Annotated in this window: 13 protein-coding genes; 2 read left to right on the forward strand and 11 right to left on the reverse strand. The window is 30.7% G+C overall.

What is annotated here, in order from left to right:
* Window position 1 precedes the first annotated feature (1 nt).
* The 6 genes from FOF46_RS07505 to FOF46_RS07530 form a co-directional block, all read right to left on the reverse strand.
* Window positions 2-3442, reverse strand: a complete 3441-nt coding sequence (locus FOF46_RS07505) for an RHS repeat domain-containing protein (RefSeq protein ID WP_143916027.1) — start codon at window positions 3440-3442, stop codon at window positions 2-4.
* A 599-nt stretch (window positions 3443-4041) separates the two neighbouring features.
* Window positions 4042-4494 (reverse strand): hypothetical protein, encoded by a 453-nt coding sequence (locus FOF46_RS07510; protein WP_143916028.1) that lies wholly within the window; start codon window positions 4492-4494, stop codon window positions 4042-4044.
* A gap of 301 nt (window positions 4495-4795) precedes the next feature.
* The gene (locus FOF46_RS07515; RefSeq protein WP_143916029.1) at window positions 4796-5413 is read right to left on the reverse strand and encodes a T9SS type A sorting domain-containing protein; all 618 of its coding nucleotides are present in this window, start codon (window positions 5411-5413) and stop codon (window positions 4796-4798) included.
* 21 nt (window positions 5414-5434) lie between these two features.
* Window positions 5435-7375, reverse strand: a complete 1941-nt coding sequence (locus tag FOF46_RS07520) for a leucine-rich repeat domain-containing protein (protein WP_143916030.1) — start codon at window positions 7373-7375, stop codon at window positions 5435-5437.
* Window positions 7376-7519: 144 nt separating this feature from the next.
* The gene (locus FOF46_RS07525; RefSeq protein ID WP_143916031.1) at window positions 7520-8995 is read right to left on the reverse strand and encodes a T9SS type A sorting domain-containing protein; all 1476 of its coding nucleotides are present in this window, start codon (window positions 8993-8995) and stop codon (window positions 7520-7522) included.
* 137 nt (window positions 8996-9132) lie between these two features.
* Window positions 9133-12291, reverse strand: coding sequence for a CHAT domain-containing protein (locus FOF46_RS07530; protein WP_143916032.1), 3159 nt, complete (start codon window positions 12289-12291; stop codon window positions 9133-9135).
* Window positions 12292-12447: 156 nt separating this feature from the next.
* Here FOF46_RS07530 and FOF46_RS07535 point away from each other — a divergent pair, with 156 nt between their 5' ends.
* The gene (locus tag FOF46_RS07535) at window positions 12448-13023 is read left to right on the forward strand and encodes an RNA polymerase sigma factor (protein WP_143916033.1); all 576 of its coding nucleotides are present in this window, start codon (window positions 12448-12450) and stop codon (window positions 13021-13023) included.
* A gap of 8 nt (window positions 13024-13031) precedes the next feature.
* Window positions 13032-13769: a tetratricopeptide repeat protein gene (locus tag FOF46_RS07540; RefSeq protein WP_143916034.1), complete on the forward strand. Its 738-nt coding sequence runs from the start codon at window positions 13032-13034 to the stop codon at window positions 13767-13769.
* A 55-nt stretch (window positions 13770-13824) separates the two neighbouring features.
* Here the strand turns inward: FOF46_RS07540 and FOF46_RS07545 are convergent, their stop codons facing one another.
* The 5 genes from FOF46_RS07545 to FOF46_RS07565 form a co-directional block, all read right to left on the reverse strand.
* The gene (locus tag FOF46_RS07545) at window positions 13825-14559 is read right to left on the reverse strand and encodes an SH3 domain-containing protein (RefSeq protein WP_143916035.1); all 735 of its coding nucleotides are present in this window, start codon (window positions 14557-14559) and stop codon (window positions 13825-13827) included.
* Between the two features lie 83 nt (window positions 14560-14642).
* Window positions 14643-15041 carry a rhodanese-like domain-containing protein gene (locus tag FOF46_RS07550; protein ID WP_143916036.1) on the reverse strand — a complete coding sequence of 133 codons (399 nt, stop codon included), beginning with the start codon at window positions 15039-15041 and terminating at the stop codon, window positions 14643-14645.
* Window positions 15042-15046: 5 nt separating this feature from the next.
* Complete coding sequence (locus tag FOF46_RS07555) at window positions 15047-15358, reverse strand: rhodanese-like domain-containing protein (protein WP_143916037.1); 312 nt, start codon at window positions 15356-15358, stop codon at window positions 15047-15049.
* Between the two features lie 139 nt (window positions 15359-15497).
* Window positions 15498-16124: a thioredoxin family protein gene (locus tag FOF46_RS07560; protein ID WP_109438909.1), complete on the reverse strand. Its 627-nt coding sequence runs from the start codon at window positions 16122-16124 to the stop codon at window positions 15498-15500.
* 37 nt (window positions 16125-16161) lie between these two features.
* Complete coding sequence (locus FOF46_RS07565) at window positions 16162-16683, reverse strand: TlpA family protein disulfide reductase (protein WP_109438910.1); 522 nt, start codon at window positions 16681-16683, stop codon at window positions 16162-16164.
* Between the last annotated feature and the right edge of the window lie 154 nt (window positions 16684-16837).

Raw genomic sequence — 16837 nt, forward strand, 5'->3', positions numbered from 1 at the left:
GCTATTCGTTATTTGATATGTTAAAGTGATATTCACTTTTCGTGATTAGATTTCCTTCTGAGTCCTTGGTTTCTTTTAATCGATTAAATAGATCATACTCATAGGATACCAGATTGCCTTTAGGATCTTTAATACTTGTGATTCCTATTAATGGTTTATGTAGATATGTAGTGATATGACATGTTTTGTCATAAGTTTGAATAGTAGTACGAAATTTATCTAACCAATCTTCAAGGATTTGGTTATCAGCAGGTTTGTTAGATATGTCTTTTAAGAAAAATAATCGTTTCCCATGTTCAGCCAAGAAACGGGCCTCTATTTCTTTATAGGATAATTTTCCTTCAATCTTAATAATAGGAAGTTGGTCATTATATCCCCATATATATACAGCTTTAGGAGTATCTTTAAACCTATAGGTTTCTCTAACATTTCCCTTAGTATTGTAACGAAATACACTTTGATCTTTTAAATGATCTTTGTTTATTCCGCGTTGAATTTTTTTGATTCTAACAGATCCAGGCGATCTTTCATCATATACGTTTCTTGTCACTCCGATAACATTATCTTCTTTTCGATTTTCAATAAAAACAGGTTGGATACGATTTTGTTCTTTTAAACGAAAAACTGCACTTCTCTCTGATGGTAATAGATTATCTGTAGGGAAAGTATCTCCCGGATAATAGGCTAATGTTTCTCTTTTTTTTCTGTCACTGCCCTGTGACATCATATGGGTGGTCTGCATATGCGAAGCACTGTTTTTTTGATATGTAACTTCGTTGAGTATATGATCAGGAGTATCAGAACCAAATGTTTTAATAGTACGCTTTTTTATGTAAGGGAAATAACTTTGAATCTGACTCACATTATAGAATTTGGCCGTTTGATGAGGAAATGGTGGAACAAGATTTCGTAAATCAGGATGCCAGATTCTTGTAGTATTTGCAAGAAATTCATTTTCAACGGTTAAGATGTTTTGTTCAATTTGATTATGATATCGTGGGTTTTCTTCATAGTCAATGTACTCAGCTCTAATTATTCTGCCATTTTCATCATAATCACTCTTCTCTTTTAGTAATCCTCGTAAAGGATCTTTAGATATATGTACTATATCATGGTGAGGATCAACGGCACTTTCAGATCTAAATGGAGATAAAAATCGTTGCCCTTGCTCATCTGGATTATCTTCGGGATTTGTAAATTCATATACACTTTTACCTAAGCCTGGTGTACTTACAGTTACCTCTTGGTAACCTACCCAACCACCTTTAGTTTTAAGTAGAGGATAAATAGATTGAGCACTTTTTCTGATATAAAAGTAGCGTTCTATAAATTTATTGTCATAATCAAAAGATGTCAAATACGCATCTCTTTGAAAGTTATGATACCAGTTACTATCTACAAAATTAACACTGCTGCCTGATGAAAACCCTGGTCTTCCATAAATGTAATTTTTGATTATTTTTTTTGAATCTGTACTGGATGTAGCTGTAATCGTTTTTTTAACTCGTAAACCGCCTATATTATGATCTAATCTTAAGTCTTTATCTTTGTATTTGTTTATTTCATATTCGATTTCATTATATCCCCCGGTAGGGTATATAATCTTTTTTAGCATTGCTACTTTCGTACGGTTTTCGTCAGGTTCTCGATTAGCACCCGGAAAATTTATTCCTTTTCTACGACTAGTTGGGATTAATGTATTGGCTGTGTTCGCATTAAAATATCCCCAATAATCTTGTTGATTAGATTCATAAGAAGGTAACTTCATATGTTCATGATATTCAAACTTATGCTGTTTTTTTTCATCACCTGTCGTGGCAATTTCAGAAAAACTGAGTAGTTTAAGTCTTGAACTTTTTTGTAAGTTTTGATAAGGAAGTGCTATGAAATAGTCATAAGTAAACCCAAATTTTTTAACGGTACGATTATCATTATTTGAAATAAGAATTTGCTCTAAAGCGAAATTTCCCGGAAGATCGCTTCGTTCTTCTGTACTGTATTTAAAGGTTACATTTCCATTACCAAAAGTAATTTTACTGATATATTTAGGATTTTTAATGATTCTTAAATTTGGAATCCAATAAGAGGCATTTGTGTTGGCATAAATGTCATATAATGTACCCGTAGGTTGATCAACAAAAGAAGTAGTTCTGCTATAAGGCCTTTCTGGTCCATCACAGTAATTAGGAAGAGTTCTCTCAAGTTCTTCGTATTGATCTTTATATGTTTTAATATAATGCATTCGTTGTTCGGTATTTTTGAACTCTTCAATTGGCTCTTGGTCTTTGTAGGTAACTACAATTTCTGTTTTAAATCGTGAAGAAGTGATCTTTGAGGGATACCAGGTATTAATCAAATGGTTTTTATCTCGTGGGTTTTTAAGATTAAAATTGCGTTGCCATTGTCTATAGTTTGGTCTGTTCATAAACTCCTCTTTTGTTTCTTTTGGACCTGCAACAGCTCCTACAGAAGCGTGAGGCATATAATTTTCGGTAGTTTCGGTATATGCATCTGTATGAGGAAAAGAATAGGTAATCCCATTGGGAGTAGTAATACCCCATTCTGGATTTATAGGATGCGCCTTAGGGCCAATTGCTGGTGTAATAACAACATCTGTACTTCCCGAAATAATAACCGGATTACCATTACGGTCTAAAACAAACGATCCCGAAGTAGCCGGAATCTGATAATAAAAAATATCAGGTTGCGTATCCATTATTCTCTGGAAATGATATTCTATTTGGGGATAAAGGGAGCTACTTGGTCGTGAAGGAACAGAGCTCAAAGCTATCAAATGGAACTTCTCTTCACTAGGAATACAAGTATTATTATTGTAGCTCCTGTTTTTAACCATTTTTACATAATCATCTATAATGTAGTCATCGATAATATCAACCAAAATGAGGGGCCTAAATTTTAAATTGTTAAACCTGCCATAGTTGATACGAATTTTATCTCCACGATCGTTGGTTCCGTAGATATCCTCATCAGGATTGCCTTTTACTTGTCTTTTGATATAACCAAGAGTGTTTAAACGCCAACCAAGCCCGATATCGCTCGCTTTTTCATCTACCAGAATACCGTCTTTTTTATAGCTTAAGGATATTGGGATTTGAAGATCATTGTCTTTAACAGTATATACGGGTATTTTTATGTTGACCATTCCTGTATAGAGGTCTACCAATTCTTGATTAGAATAATCATTAAACCCGGTTAGCGAAGGATTGGTTAGATAATCGTTAGGATTATCATTGCCAGGTAGTATTAACTTTTGCGAGTATGTCTGAAATGAGCAAATAAAGAGTACTAATAGTATTGCTTTTTTGGGCAAGAGTATTATTATTGTAGTACTTAAGCGCCCGTTCCTTTTTTTAACTATGCTCTCTGCAAAAGAGTTAAGGAAATAATGGAGATACTTCCGAATAAAAGATTTCTGTTTCATTTTAAGACTGATTTATATATTTTTAGTAATTGAACAGCCTTTATGTATTAAGTCTAAAAAATGTTACCCCTTGGTTATCTATTTTTTTAGACAAAGGAGCGAGTAGTTAAAACACTGAATCAAAAACACTGGAAATCCAGTAAAAAAGACTCGGTATCGAGTATAAAACACTCGAATTTGAACCAAAAACACTGGAAATCGAGTGAAAAACATTCAAATTCGAGTCAAAAAGACTCAAATTAGAGTATAAAAGATTCGATTATCAGTAAAAAATACTCAGGATTGAATATATTTTATCTAAATACATGACAAAAAAACTGTGTATTGATTTAATACTCTTGTTTTTTAATACAGTATGATACGTATTCTTTGTTTTTTGTCACCCCAGCCCTTCCACTACGTTCTGGATAAACTATAGGCTGGGATCTACTTCGGCATAGTGCAATTCATAAATGGATTCCGTTCTTCAACGGAATGACAAATAAACTCATTTCTATATCCTTTTACATTTTTATTATTTACTTAGATAGTATACTCAACAAAAAACCCGAGAGGTTCTTAATAGAACCATTCGGGTTAATAAGGAATAATATGAAGGTTTACTTTCTTGAAAAACGTTGTTTTAAATCGTCATAAATAGGTTTAGCACTGTTTACGCCTTTTTTATTCGCTTCATTTACCTGTCCGTAGTATAATAAAGCAGCCTGTAGGGCTTCACTACCGGCTAATAATCTGGTATCATCTACATCAGAAAATAATTGCTCTAATAAATTGGCAATAGGGGTTAATTGTGAAACCACAGCTTCGTCTTTTAGAAATTCTTCTTTATCCATATACCCTGGTACAAATTCTGGATTAGTTTCTGCATATGATTTTACTTTTTGTACTGTAGGTAACGACTTATCTCCCATTTTAAATAGTCCCGAACGATCATTTGCTGTTAAGGCTTGCAGATAGGGTGTAAGCTCTTGTCTGCATTCTTGTAATTTGGTCATAATTGTATTGATTACATCTTCTGGAATCACTATACTAATTTGATTTTCTTGTGCCATGTGCGTTTGTTTTAATGATTAATAATTTTTTATCACACAAGGATACAAGATGCCAGTTTCATTTTTCGATACTGAGATAAATTTTTATGAATAACCATAATATAGTTGTCACCCTGAATTTATTTCATGATCTTATTAATAAGAGCTTTATTATTAACAAAGTGAGATGCTGAAATAAATTCAGCATGACACCGATAGGCTGATATGACGAAAAACGGATAATTAAATAAATTTATTTTATAAAAAGAGCTCCCTGATCAGAGAGCTCTTTTTTAACCAATGTTTTTTTTTGAATACTAGATCATTTGACTATAAATCGTAAGGTATTATTCTTACCTCCTTCTTGTTCTATTCTTAAGAAATACATTCCCGTGGTTAACTGTTTATTAAACACAATTGTTTTTTCTTCTGTGTCTGATTTCACATTTTCACTATCAACTAGTACTGCAGTAGCGCTATATATTGTATACTTAAAATTATTTTTTACACCAGAAAGTGTTATACTATTTCCCTCTATAATCGTAGGATATAAGATGATCTCATTATCTGTATTTTTGCCAATCACGTCAATAAATCTTGATTCTCCTCCTTCTTCTCCTTCTTCTCCTTCTTCATTAGAAAATGGATTTCGGGGACCTTCCTTACATATAAATCCCGAAGGAACTTCTCTAATTATCATGAATTGATCTGATACATTAAACCTTACTTTTACTTGTGGAAACCGCAATACTTCTGATTCTGAATTTGACTTTGCTTGTGCTTCAGATCTATTTCCAGAACTTTTAGAAAATCCAATCAACGGACGTAGTATCCCTCGACATAAAAAGTAGTGTGCAATAAAATATGTATCTTCTACTGATATACTGGTATTACTATCCAGAACAAAAACTTCTTTTCCCGGATTAGTAAACTTTTGCAACTCTCCAATACCTGAAAAACTCTACAATCCTATATTATTTATGATATGTATACTTCCTACTTTTTTAAGGGTTTTCAATGCATCTAGATTAGTAATATTACCAGCTATTGATTCTGCTATGGTAATTCTACCTTTAACAATTTCATAATCAAAGTCATCTACTTCTGCTTGTGAAGTTAGCATGATATCTCCTACAAAAGTTTTGTAACAGGCTACTAGTATCGAATTTACAGTACTAGTCTGTGCTGCATTATTTTCTATTGTTATACCTCCTCCAACAGCATTAACGGTTTTTAATAGATGTACAACTCCACAAGCATTTTCTAAACTTCTATTATTTGTTATTTTTAAAGTTTTGGTAACAGTTTTGGTATTCTGTAATCCATCTACATCTGCTAATTGGGAATTATTAAAAATTGAAATAAGGCCATCAATTCTTTCTAGATTTTCTAATCCTGAAAGAGATCTTAAATTTGGATTACCTCCTATTTCAAGTTGAATTATATTCTTACCTATAGCATTAGAAATTCCTGAAATATTTTCTAAGTTTTTATTATTGTACAATACCAAGCTGTTAGCAAGAGAAGTTAAGTTAGACAAATCGTTGAGATTTATTATATCACAATTATTTAAAATTATTGCTCCTGCTTCTTTTAATCCCGAAAAACCACTGAAATTGCTTAGGTTATTATTTTTAATTCTTAATTCTGTAATTGAAAGGATATTAGCAAACACATGGATATCGCTTAACTTAAAATTGTTAGTCAATTCTAGGTTACCTTTTATTTCGTTAAGCTTAGTTAAGCCATCTAAATTTGACAAATCATTACCTATAATTCGTATATCTGTACCGATGGTAGTTAAATTACTAAGTCCTGTAAAACTCACCATACTTCTATGTCCTTTAATCTCTAGAAAACCTCCTATTTCTTTTAGATTCACAAAACCATCTAAATCGGTTAACCCTTCATTTGCAAGTAGGTTTAAGTTACCATTTAAAGTTGCTAACGTGTTGAATGCTCTTAAAGAAGTTATTTTTTTATTAATAGAAATCACCAAATTGCCATTAATTATTTCTAAACCAGATAATCCATCAATATTTGCTAAAATTGCATTTTTTGATAATTCAAGAGAACCATTAATCATTTTAAGGTTATGAAAAGCATCCAGATTAGTAATACTGGTATTGTTCTTAATATAAAGTCCTCCTCCCAAAGTCTCTAGTGTAGCTAAACTTGATAGGTCTGTAATATCTCCTGCTACATCTTCCTGGATCGTTAGATTTCCCGTTATTTCACAATAGTCAAAAGTATCGACCTGGGCTTGAGAAGTAAGTATTAAATTACCTTCATAGATCTTACAGGTATTACAATTAGCAATAATATCCTGTACAGAACTGGTATTAGCCGAATTACTATTAATTGATGGATATACCTGCACATAGCTAGGATCATAGGCTATAATGGGTATTATACCGCATGCATTGGATAACTTTGGGTTTCTTTTTACTTGCAAAGAAAAACCTTCAAACCCATCTAAACGGGTAACATTAGATAATCCATTAAGATTATCTAGCATAGCATTATTTTCAATGACAAGTCTTTCTGTTATTTCAGTGATTTTAGATAAACCATCAATATTATTTAATACTGTATTGTTTGAAATTGTGATAGATCCAAATCCAATATTTGAGAGATTAGAAAGTCCATCCAAATTTGATAATGTCTCGTTTGATATAACCTTAAGGTTTCCTTTAATTGATGTTAGCATCAAAAGTTCGTTTAGGTCTACAATTGCTCCTGGAGATTTTTCCTGGATAATTAAATCCCCATCAACAGAGGTATAGTCAAATAAATCAATATCTGATTGTTCATCTATAGTCAAGTTTCCAGGATACACCTGGGCAAAGGTTGTATGTAAACAACAAAGAATTAGAATATAAAGTAGTGTACTGTTTTTCATTTTCTATTTATTTTAAATTGTTAAAAATTTGATTTCGGGTTTAATGTATTTGTAGTTATAACTGTTACCCTAAAAAATTTAGAAATGCATAAAAAAAGTTCTCGATAGATGAGAACCTTTTGTATTATATGAATATTATTTACTTTATCTAATTATAAATCGAAAGTTAGAGTTTTCACTTTCTTCCAGTATTTTTATTATATATATTCCTGAAGTAAGTTGTTTTTTAAAATGTATGGTTACATTTTTTGATCCTTTGAGCATCGTCTTTTCTTCTATTAATCGACCTGACATAGTATATATTTTGTAGTTAAAATCATTTTCTAAACCAGTAATATGAATCTCTCTTCCATTAGAAATGGTTGGATATACATTTTTATTTATTTTTTGAGATAATAGCTGAGAAGGGTTGACCTTGGATCCATCTTCACCATCTTCATTTGCAAATGGATTACCTGGTGTTGAATCTTTATCACAACTCTCTTCACTTTCAGGAAAAAGATATAAAACAAAATCTTGTGTTGATTTTTTTCTAACCTTTAATCGCAATGCAATATTATCACATAAAAAGTATGATCTCGCTTCTTTAAAAACACCCTCTGGGAGAGCAGAGTTATTATCTAATTCTAAATCTCCACCAATACTACCTTTATTTTTTAATCTACCTAATACATAAACATCCTTAAGTTCTGTATTATTTTTTATGATTAAATTTTCACCTACTCCTTTAAGATTCCTTAATTTTTTTATATTTTTTATCTTACCCGTCATTTCATCTGATATGATTAAAGAACCTTTTATATAGCAATAATCAAAAGCATCGACTTCTTCTTGTGTTTTTAACCATACATCATTTTCGGGATGAGTACATGCTAAGGATTGGCAATTATTAATAATATCTATTACATTACTTGTAATTTCTGAATTATTTGCGACAGAAATTGATCCAATTGCGGCTTCGGTTTGGAACAACTCTACAATACTACAAGCACTGATTAATTTTTTATTAGCAGTCAAAATAAAATTTCCTTTTATTTTTTTTAAATTCAATAAAGAATTAATACTTACCAGCGCCTCATTATTCTTAATAATAAGGTTTCCTTCAATTACCTCAAGACTACTTAATCCTTCTAATTTTCTAAAACCACTATTTTGAATGTTTAAATCCCCATGAACAATCGGGATACTAGATAGTCCATTACTATTAGAAAGTGCTCTATTATTTATAATGGTGATATTTTTACCAATTTTTTTTATTAAACGCAATCCGTTGATGTTCTTGAGTGAATTATTACCTTTAATTTCAATACTTCCTGTTATTTCTTTAATCCCCTCAAGTCCATCGAGGTTTGACAACTTGCTATTTCGTATAATCTTTAAATCTCCATCCAGAAAGGTAAGTTGAGATAAGCTTTTAATATTTGTGATTATAGATTGAGAAGTAGAAATAACATCAGGGTTTTCTATATACTCTCTGATAATCAAATTGCCTATAATTTTAGTCCCTTTAAAATTATCTACCTCTTTTTGCGAAGACAGGACAACATCACCTTTATGAGTTTGTGCATAAAAAAATGAAGTTATAAACACCGCTAGTAAAAAACATAATTTCTTTCTCATTCTAATTTTTGGTTTAGTTCTGTTTTTCGTTTAAGACAATTAATTACTATTCCTACGCTTCAAGGTTTCTTAATCAAATTGCACCTTTAATGTATTTTCTAAATAAAATGTTACTGTATAGAGTACTCCAATTTTATTTAAGATTTATCCCGAGATATTATATATTTCTTTTTAAACCAATAAAAAAAACATAAAAGCAGAACTAAAATAAGTACAATACCTATTGGAAAAAATGCGTCCATATACCTATTACTCGCCAGATCAATGGAGCCTGTATCTCCTATCAAATAAAAACCTCCCCAATAAAAGGGAGCTGCCTGATAAACATTAGTTTCCTCTAGATACTGTAATTTAGCTTGTTGTAATGCCTCGGCCTTATTCATCCCTTTTTCAAGATTAACATAGAAATTTTTCATCAACACTGGAGTAGTCTCATCAGAGACTTCCCAATTGGTGAGCAATAAACTTTTGGTTCCTGCATATTGAAATGCTCTCCCCAGACTCATAATTCCTTCTCCTCCAGAAATTTTTCCTGCACCTGTATTACAGGCACTCAATACAGCAAGTTCTGCAGGTATTTCTAAACCATAAATTTCTTGATTATATAAGTAGTTGTCTTGGTTAGATCCTTCTACCTGAGTAAAATGTAGTTTAGAATTCTCAGGCTGTTTATTATCTATTTCGCCATGAACTGCCATATGTATTACCGCATAACGATTGGCATTTTTTTTAAAATTAGATTCTATCGCATGTTTCCCATAAAAGTAAGCTCCCCCTACAATATCTGAAATCGCTTTTATTTCTTTTCTTGCTCCTGGTAAATTGTCTTTTGTGTTTCTTAACGTATTCATAGAAATTACCTGATTTGTAGAAAAAGAATCATCATTCGAAAATGAAAAAGCTAAACATTCATTTAATACATCTGTGTTTCTGGTTTTATCAGTAAAAAATAAATCAGCAGAATCACCATAACTAATCACCTGATTTTTAACAAAATAAGGTAATTTTTTTGGATTTTGATTTTCGGAATCTTCTGTTAACAAGAGATCAAAATTAAGATGCCATAACATTCTATCGGGTATGATAATTAAATGTTTATTATACTTGTCGATAGGCATAGGAGCGATGAGTTGCAGATACAGTTCACGTCCAATTTTAGTATACCTCTCTATGTTTTTTGAAGTAATTGCATTTCTAAATTGAATTATTTTCTCTTTACTGCTTGTAGTTTGTATTTCTTCTACAGAAAATGTATGCTTTGATATCATAAAAGCATATGTACTGGTATCAGTCACAAAATATTCTAATAGTGTTGTTTTTTCTGGAATTCTTTTTTGGATTTCAGTAACAGAAATAACAGAAGCATCATACTTAAGTTGATGGTATTTGGGATACTGAAATTCAATTTCTTTCATTAATGAATCCTTTTTCTTAGTATATGAAAAAACCAAATCAGTAAATTTGTTTATCCTCGTAGAATCTTTAATTGTTTTTTGTTTATACTCATGAAGTTTTGAGGTATAATATCCTAACTTATCTCTCACTTCATCCATGAGTTTAATCTTACTCTCTTCTATTCCGACAAAATGCTTTGCTTTTATTTTTCTAAGTTGCTCATCTAATAATCGAGCTCTATTTTTTTCTGAAAAATAGAATGCCTTTTTTGCATATTTCTCATCTTTTGTTTTTGCATATAATAACAAAGCAACCTTAACTGCATCTTGATATACATTCACTGTAGTTTTTTCTAATGCTACTTTATCTGTAGCTAACATATATGAATTTCTGATTTTATCAATTAACGAATCGCAATACAAGAAGCTTGTGAGTGATTGTTGAAAATCTTTATCTATTTTATTGTTTTCAGCTCTTAGTTTAAGACTCTTTGCTTTTCCATAAACAGCTGACAACATGGTATAACTATTAAAATAGTCATCTAAAGACGGTAGTTTTTGCAGAGAAGCGTCTTTAAAACTTTTAGCCCCAGCAATAATAGCATTATGATACTCTTCTATTGCCATAGAATATTCCTTATTCATTTCATATATCCTAGCTTTATTATTATAACATTCTGCTGTATTTTGGTTTTTCTTTCCAAAGTTTTTGAGAGCTATTTTTAGATTTTTATCATAATACTCAATAGCATCTGGGTATTTTTGTTGCAATTCGTATAGTTTTCCCAATTCATCGTTAACCAACAACATTTCTCTATGATCTTCACCAAGTATTTTTTTGATAATATCTCTTGCATTCGTCAAGTAATCTAATGAAGTATTATAATCTTTTTTTAACGCATATGTCCCTCCAATATTTACCTTTACTGTAGCGGTTTCAAAATTATAATCACCATATATGTCTTGGTTAATCTTAAGCGCTTTATTATAATACCTAAGTGCTTGGTCTAATTTATTTAACCTTGTATATTGTGTAGCAATACCGGCATAAAACAATGCAAAACTTTCAGAGTCCTCTTTGTTTGTTTGCTTTAAAATATGTAATCCCTTTTGAAAATACTGTAGTGCTCTAAAATCCTCTTCTATATAACTATAATTAGCGCCAAGATTATAGTATTTCCGAGTTAGTTTAGCGTGATTTTCTCCATTGGTCTCTATGATTAGAGCGATAGCTTTTTCATAAAAAGGTACAGCCTGTTGGTAAAACCCAGCTCTGCTATACAGCACAGCCATGTTTAAATATACCGTATTAAGAATGTTTTTATCTTTCTTATTATAAAGTTGCTCATTAATATCTAAAGCTATAGAATAGTATTTTTTTGCATCGTCTACAAATCCTAATCTATCGTATACAATCCCTATATTATTATATAAAATTCCAGTTTTTATATGACTGAAACCAACGTTTACTTCTGTTATTTTTAATGCTTTTTCATAATAGCCTAAAGCTTCATAAAATTGATTTCTTTTTTTATTTACCTTAGCTATAATTAATAATGCATTTGCTTCTTCTAGAGAATTTTTATCCAATTGTTCATTACAAATGTTAATTACCTGATTAGAAAAATCAGTTACCTTATCAAAATCCCTGAGACTATAATGATTTTTGGCAATTTTATTAAGACTTTGTACATATCGCTTCCAAGCTTTATGCCTCATAAATATTGAAGCCGCATTTTCAAATGAATTAATGGATTTTTGATATGCTCTTTCCTTTAGAAGCGAGTCTCCTTTTACAAAATATTGATGAGCTTGTAATGTATCTTCTTTAACCTGTGCATGTATAGTAATATGGGTAAATATTAACATTGCACCCCATACCATCTTTAGTATTATTTTCATAAATGTTATTATATTTTCTCCTACCACAAAATTCACACCAAAATCAGAGCTTTATTTTACTCTTCTATTTAACTCTGCAAAAATAAATATATTACTTTTATGATCATTATTTTGCAAAAAAAAAGGTAACAACTTATGTATATTTAACATTAACCGATGAGTAACAGCAATCAAGACAGTATTATTGAAGGAATTGTTGTAGGAGATGAAAGGATTATAAAAAAATTTTATGAAAAACACTTACCTCAGGTAAAAAGCTATATCTTAAAAAATTCTGGTAGTGAAGCTGATGCTGAGGATGTTTTTCAAGATGCAATGGTTTTTGTGTATGAAAAACTCGAGAATAACTCTCTGCAACTTACTTCCTCATTAGGTACGTTTGTATATTCTGTATGTAGAAATTTATGGCGAAATAAGCTCAAAGGGAATAAAAAAACTGTACATAATGAAAGCATACTTTCAATATCTAAAGCTAATGATCTGGATATCATTGATCAGATCAATGATAATGAAAGGCGCTATGTATTTCAAAAATGTTTTTTAAAATTAGGGACAGGTTGTCAGGAACTTCTTTCTCTCTTTTTTGAAGGAGTATCTATGAAAGATATTGCAAAGCAAAATGGGTATTCTGAAGCTTATACTCGAAAGAAAAAATTTGGATGTAAAAACAAGTTAGTAGCGATGGTAAAAGAAGATCCTATTTTTGAAGAAATCAAAATAAATACTAAATAGCTTTTATTATGAAAATGACGCAAGAATTATCAGAACAGATCGAAGCCTATATTGAAGGTTCATTATCTGGTAAAGCATTAACAGATTTTAAACAGACTATAAAAGCTAATCCCGAATTGGAAGAAGAAGTTAAAATACAATCCGAACTCTTTAACAATCTTAGAAATAAAAAATCTCTTGACTTTAGAAAAAAACTAATTGAAATAAATAAAGAGATTAACGATGAAAAGGCTTCTGAGAAATCCAACACTTTTACTTTTTGGAAAATAGCAGCATCAATTTTAATTTTAATTGGTATTTCTTCTATTCTATGGTTTACTAATACTACTTCTGAAAATTTATTTGCTCAATATTATACCCCATATCCCATTGGAGATATCAAAAGAGGAGATCAAACTTCTATTGATGATAACTTTAAAAAAGTAGTATTGAATTATAAGAAAAAAGAATATCAAAAAGTTATTCCTTTTCTTGAGAGTACAATAGAAAAAAATTCTAATGATGAGCAATTAAAACTATGTTTAGGGAATAGTTATTTAAATACAAATCAGTTAAAAAAAGCTGAAGCATTGTTTCTGAGCTTTTCTGCAGAAAGTAAATACTATTCTGATGCAATATGGTTTCTATCTCTTACATATCTAAAAATGGAAAAAGAAGAGCAAACAATTTCTCTACTCGAAAAACTCAGTTCATCTAATAACATTCATACAGAAAATGCTGGTAATCTATTGAAAGATCTTGAATAATGAAGTAAAAATATCCTTGTATAAAGAATAATTTAGGAGTAAACTCTTAAATTACTTAATCTGCAATACCTGTTCTACTTATTCTAATGCTTTCACCATTATCATCTTTTTCTAACTTCACAGACATTCCACCACCTTCGCTTCGTATAGTATAGGTAATCACAAAATCATTTTCTTCATTTTTGCGAGTTACCTCTAGTTCATCAGACCAGCTATATTCCTTTTTATCGGGGTTTGTAATGATGAGTGTCTCCCCTTCAAAATCTAAGTTGGGAAAACCCAATTTTTCAGGGATATTAAACAATCGCTTTGCCAATAAAAATGCTTCTGACCATCTATCTGTTTTCAAAAATATGGTTTCTTCCCTTAGATAATACCCATCATAATCCCTTGTGATAGTTTCAAACAAAACTATCTTACCTGGACTGCTTGGCCTGGCTCTTTCTACATAATCAGATACTTTTTCTTCTACACGTGGAGGAGCAATATCGGTTAGGTATCCATCAAAAACATACCCTTCTTTGTTATTGTAATTCACTTTTACCATGACTCCAGAAATATTATCAGCTTTTAACCAATTCTTTTTACTACTGGTGTCTTTTTCTAGATCTTCAACATATACTTTTTCACCGTATTTTATGGTAAATAATCTTTCTGATTTTAATGAAGCTGTATTCCTAAGAGATAAGCCATTTTTTGCCAAAATATAATACGCTTTAGTCGGTTGAGCATGGACAACACCAATTATAAAAAGAGTAAGAAAGAATATTTTGTTTTGAATTAGCCTCATCCTGTTCTGATTTTATCGAATAAAAATAAGAAATGCTTCTCTTATGGGAAGCATTTCTTATTTTATATATTTAGTAAAACAGTTTATTTTACGATCTGTTTTCCTTTAAATTTCCATTCTGTAATTCCCCCATCCAAGTCATAAATTTTAGTGAACCCAGCCTTTTTCATATATGCAGAACATTTACCGCTTCTTCCTCCTCGTCCACAATATACCGCTACAGGTTTTGTTTTATCTACTTTGGCTATAAGGGCTTCAAAATTATCATCTCTAAAATCAATATTTGATGCTCCATCAATATGTCCATCTGCATACTCACTAGGAGTTCTCACATCAATAAGCTGTACTTTTCTCATTTCTAATAGTGAATCCATTTCTTCAACTGTAATTAACTCTATTGTAGAAGATTTATCTTCAACTTGTTTACAATTAAAAAGTAATAAAGAAAAGAAAGTAACTAATAAAAAAGGTTTAATTCTCATATATGTTATTCTGCGGTCTCGCCTTCCCATGCCATAAAACCTCCAATTAGGTTATATGTGGTCTCGAAACCCATTTGATTCATTAATGCACATGCTTGTCCACTACGTGCTCCAGAGCGACAATAAATATAATAATTTTTAGATTTATCTAATTTTTCAACCTCATCAAGAAACTCTTGCCCCAGACGAATGTCTATATTTAACATTTTTGGTATAAAACCTTCTTCTACCTCTTCTTCTGTTCTTACATCCAAGATTACCGCATTATCATCATTAACAATACGTTCTTGCCATTCTTCTTGAGTAATATCTGCCATTATAAAATATATTCTACGTAAAAATTAGACTCCTGTTATTTATATTCCTTACAAATATAAAGAGTACTTCGTAAAATGTATAAAAACTATACATTCATTTATAAAAAACTTAAAAAAAATAAAAATTATAGAAAGAGTTCTACGCTTTTATACTACATCCAATAGCTTTTGTAGTTTCTACTGGTACTTTTTCTCCTTTAAGTAAAGCATTTACTGCATCCTCAACATATTTTTCGGTGGCAGAAGAGGCATCTTTGTAGTTATTATCAATAGCTCCTATATATCGAACAATATTTCCTTTATCAGTTTTCTCAAGAACATATACATGAGGTGTTTTGGTTGCACCATACTGAGGATATATCTTTTGGCCATCATCAAAAAGGTAAGGAAAAGTGAAACCTTTATCTTTTGCCCGTATGATCATATTATCAAAACTATCATCTGGGTAAGCTTTTGGATTATTAGGATTTATAGCAATAACGGGGTATCCTTTGGTTTTAAAATTCTTGTCCAAAGCAATAATTCTATCCTCATAAGCCACAGAATATGGGCAATGATTACATGTGAAAATCACAATAAAGCCCTTAGCATCTTTATAATCAGCCAGTGCAATATCGGTATTATCAATATTTTTTAGTTTAAAATCTGTAGCTATGTCTCCAATTGAATATCCTCCATCAGTTTCAGGATTAGATACTTTGTCTATAGCAAAAGCACTTATAGCAATAATAAAAGCTACTCCAACAAGAATTTTTAACGTTTTCATATGCATTTAGATTTACAATAATAGTTAATAAAGATATTTAAAGCATTTTTTTGAGCTCTTTTTCCAATTCATTATAGGTAAAAGATCTTTCATAAAAATTAACGGTTCCTCCTTTGTATATAATTGTAGCTGGTATAGAACCAGACCAATTCTTACTTACTTTTGGTATCCAATTATTAGCATCTGGATCATCCAATAGGACTACCTTACTTTCTATTTTTTGTTTTTTAACAAAAGGAATTAATTTAGACTCTACATGCTTAGGCAAATCCAGACTTACCAAAATAACTTCTACTTCATTATCGGGGTACCTACTATTAATCAACTCAAAATAAGGGAGTTCTGCCACACAAGGTTTACACCAAGTCGCCCAGAAATTAATAACCCTAGTTTTTTCATCATTAATCGTTAATAAAGGTTTGAAGCTTTCAAAATCATACACTGGTATTTCTACTCCTTTACTTTTAAAAACATCTGTAGCATCAAGAGCAATTGTCTGCTCTCCTTTACAGTTAGCAAAAAATATAACCAGTACTATATATAAAATCCATTTTAACATGACGCCAATGTATCAAAACCATTGTTTAGGGAAAAGAAAATTAACAAGGTTTCCATGTTTTATCTAAATATTTTCAGAATTTTTCACAAATGTTTAACCTAATAGTAATACTATTCTTAATGGCAATAATACTATTTAACCTTGCTTTAAATTT

The sequence above is a fragment of the Aquimarina algiphila genome, from assembly GCF_007489275.1.
Lineage (GTDB): Bacteria > Bacteroidota > Bacteroidia > Flavobacteriales > Flavobacteriaceae > Aquimarina > Aquimarina algiphila.

What these genes read in the sequence shown, in the direction of transcription:
- FOF46_RS07550 (WP_143916036.1), bottom strand. Translation starts at nt 15,041, where the DNA reads ATGAGAATTAAACCTTTTTTATTAGTTACTTTCTTTTCTTTATTACTT.
- FOF46_RS07560 (WP_109438909.1), bottom strand. Translation starts at nt 16,124, where the DNA reads ATGAAAACGTTAAAAATTCTTGTTGGAGTAGCTTTTATTATTGCTATA.
- FOF46_RS07540 (WP_143916034.1), top strand. Translation starts at nt 13,032, where the DNA reads ATGAAAATGACGCAAGAATTATCAGAACAGATCGAAGCCTATATTGAA.
- FOF46_RS07520 (WP_143916030.1), bottom strand. Translation starts at nt 7,375, where the DNA reads ATGAAAAACAGTACACTACTTTATATTCTAATTCTTTGTTGTTTACAT.
- FOF46_RS07510 (WP_143916028.1), bottom strand. Translation starts at nt 4,494, where the DNA reads ATGGCACAAGAAAATCAAATTAGTATAGTGATTCCAGAAGATGTAATC.
- FOF46_RS07565 (WP_109438910.1), bottom strand. Translation starts at nt 16,683, where the DNA reads ATGTTAAAATGGATTTTATATATAGTACTGGTTATATTTTTTGCTAAC.
- FOF46_RS07535 (WP_143916033.1), top strand. Translation starts at nt 12,448, where the DNA reads ATGAGTAACAGCAATCAAGACAGTATTATTGAAGGAATTGTTGTAGGA.
- FOF46_RS07525 (WP_143916031.1), bottom strand. Translation starts at nt 8,995, where the DNA reads ATGAGAAAGAAATTATGTTTTTTACTAGCGGTGTTTATAACTTCATTT.
- FOF46_RS07505 (WP_143916027.1), bottom strand. Translation starts at nt 3,442, where the DNA reads ATGAAACAGAAATCTTTTATTCGGAAGTATCTCCATTATTTCCTTAAC.
- FOF46_RS07545 (WP_143916035.1), bottom strand. Translation starts at nt 14,559, where the DNA reads ATGAGGCTAATTCAAAACAAAATATTCTTTCTTACTCTTTTTATAATT.
- FOF46_RS07555 (WP_143916037.1), bottom strand. Translation starts at nt 15,358, where the DNA reads ATGGCAGATATTACTCAAGAAGAATGGCAAGAACGTATTGTTAATGAT.
- FOF46_RS07530 (WP_143916032.1), bottom strand. Translation starts at nt 12,291, where the DNA reads ATGAAAATAATACTAAAGATGGTATGGGGTGCAATGTTAATATTTACC.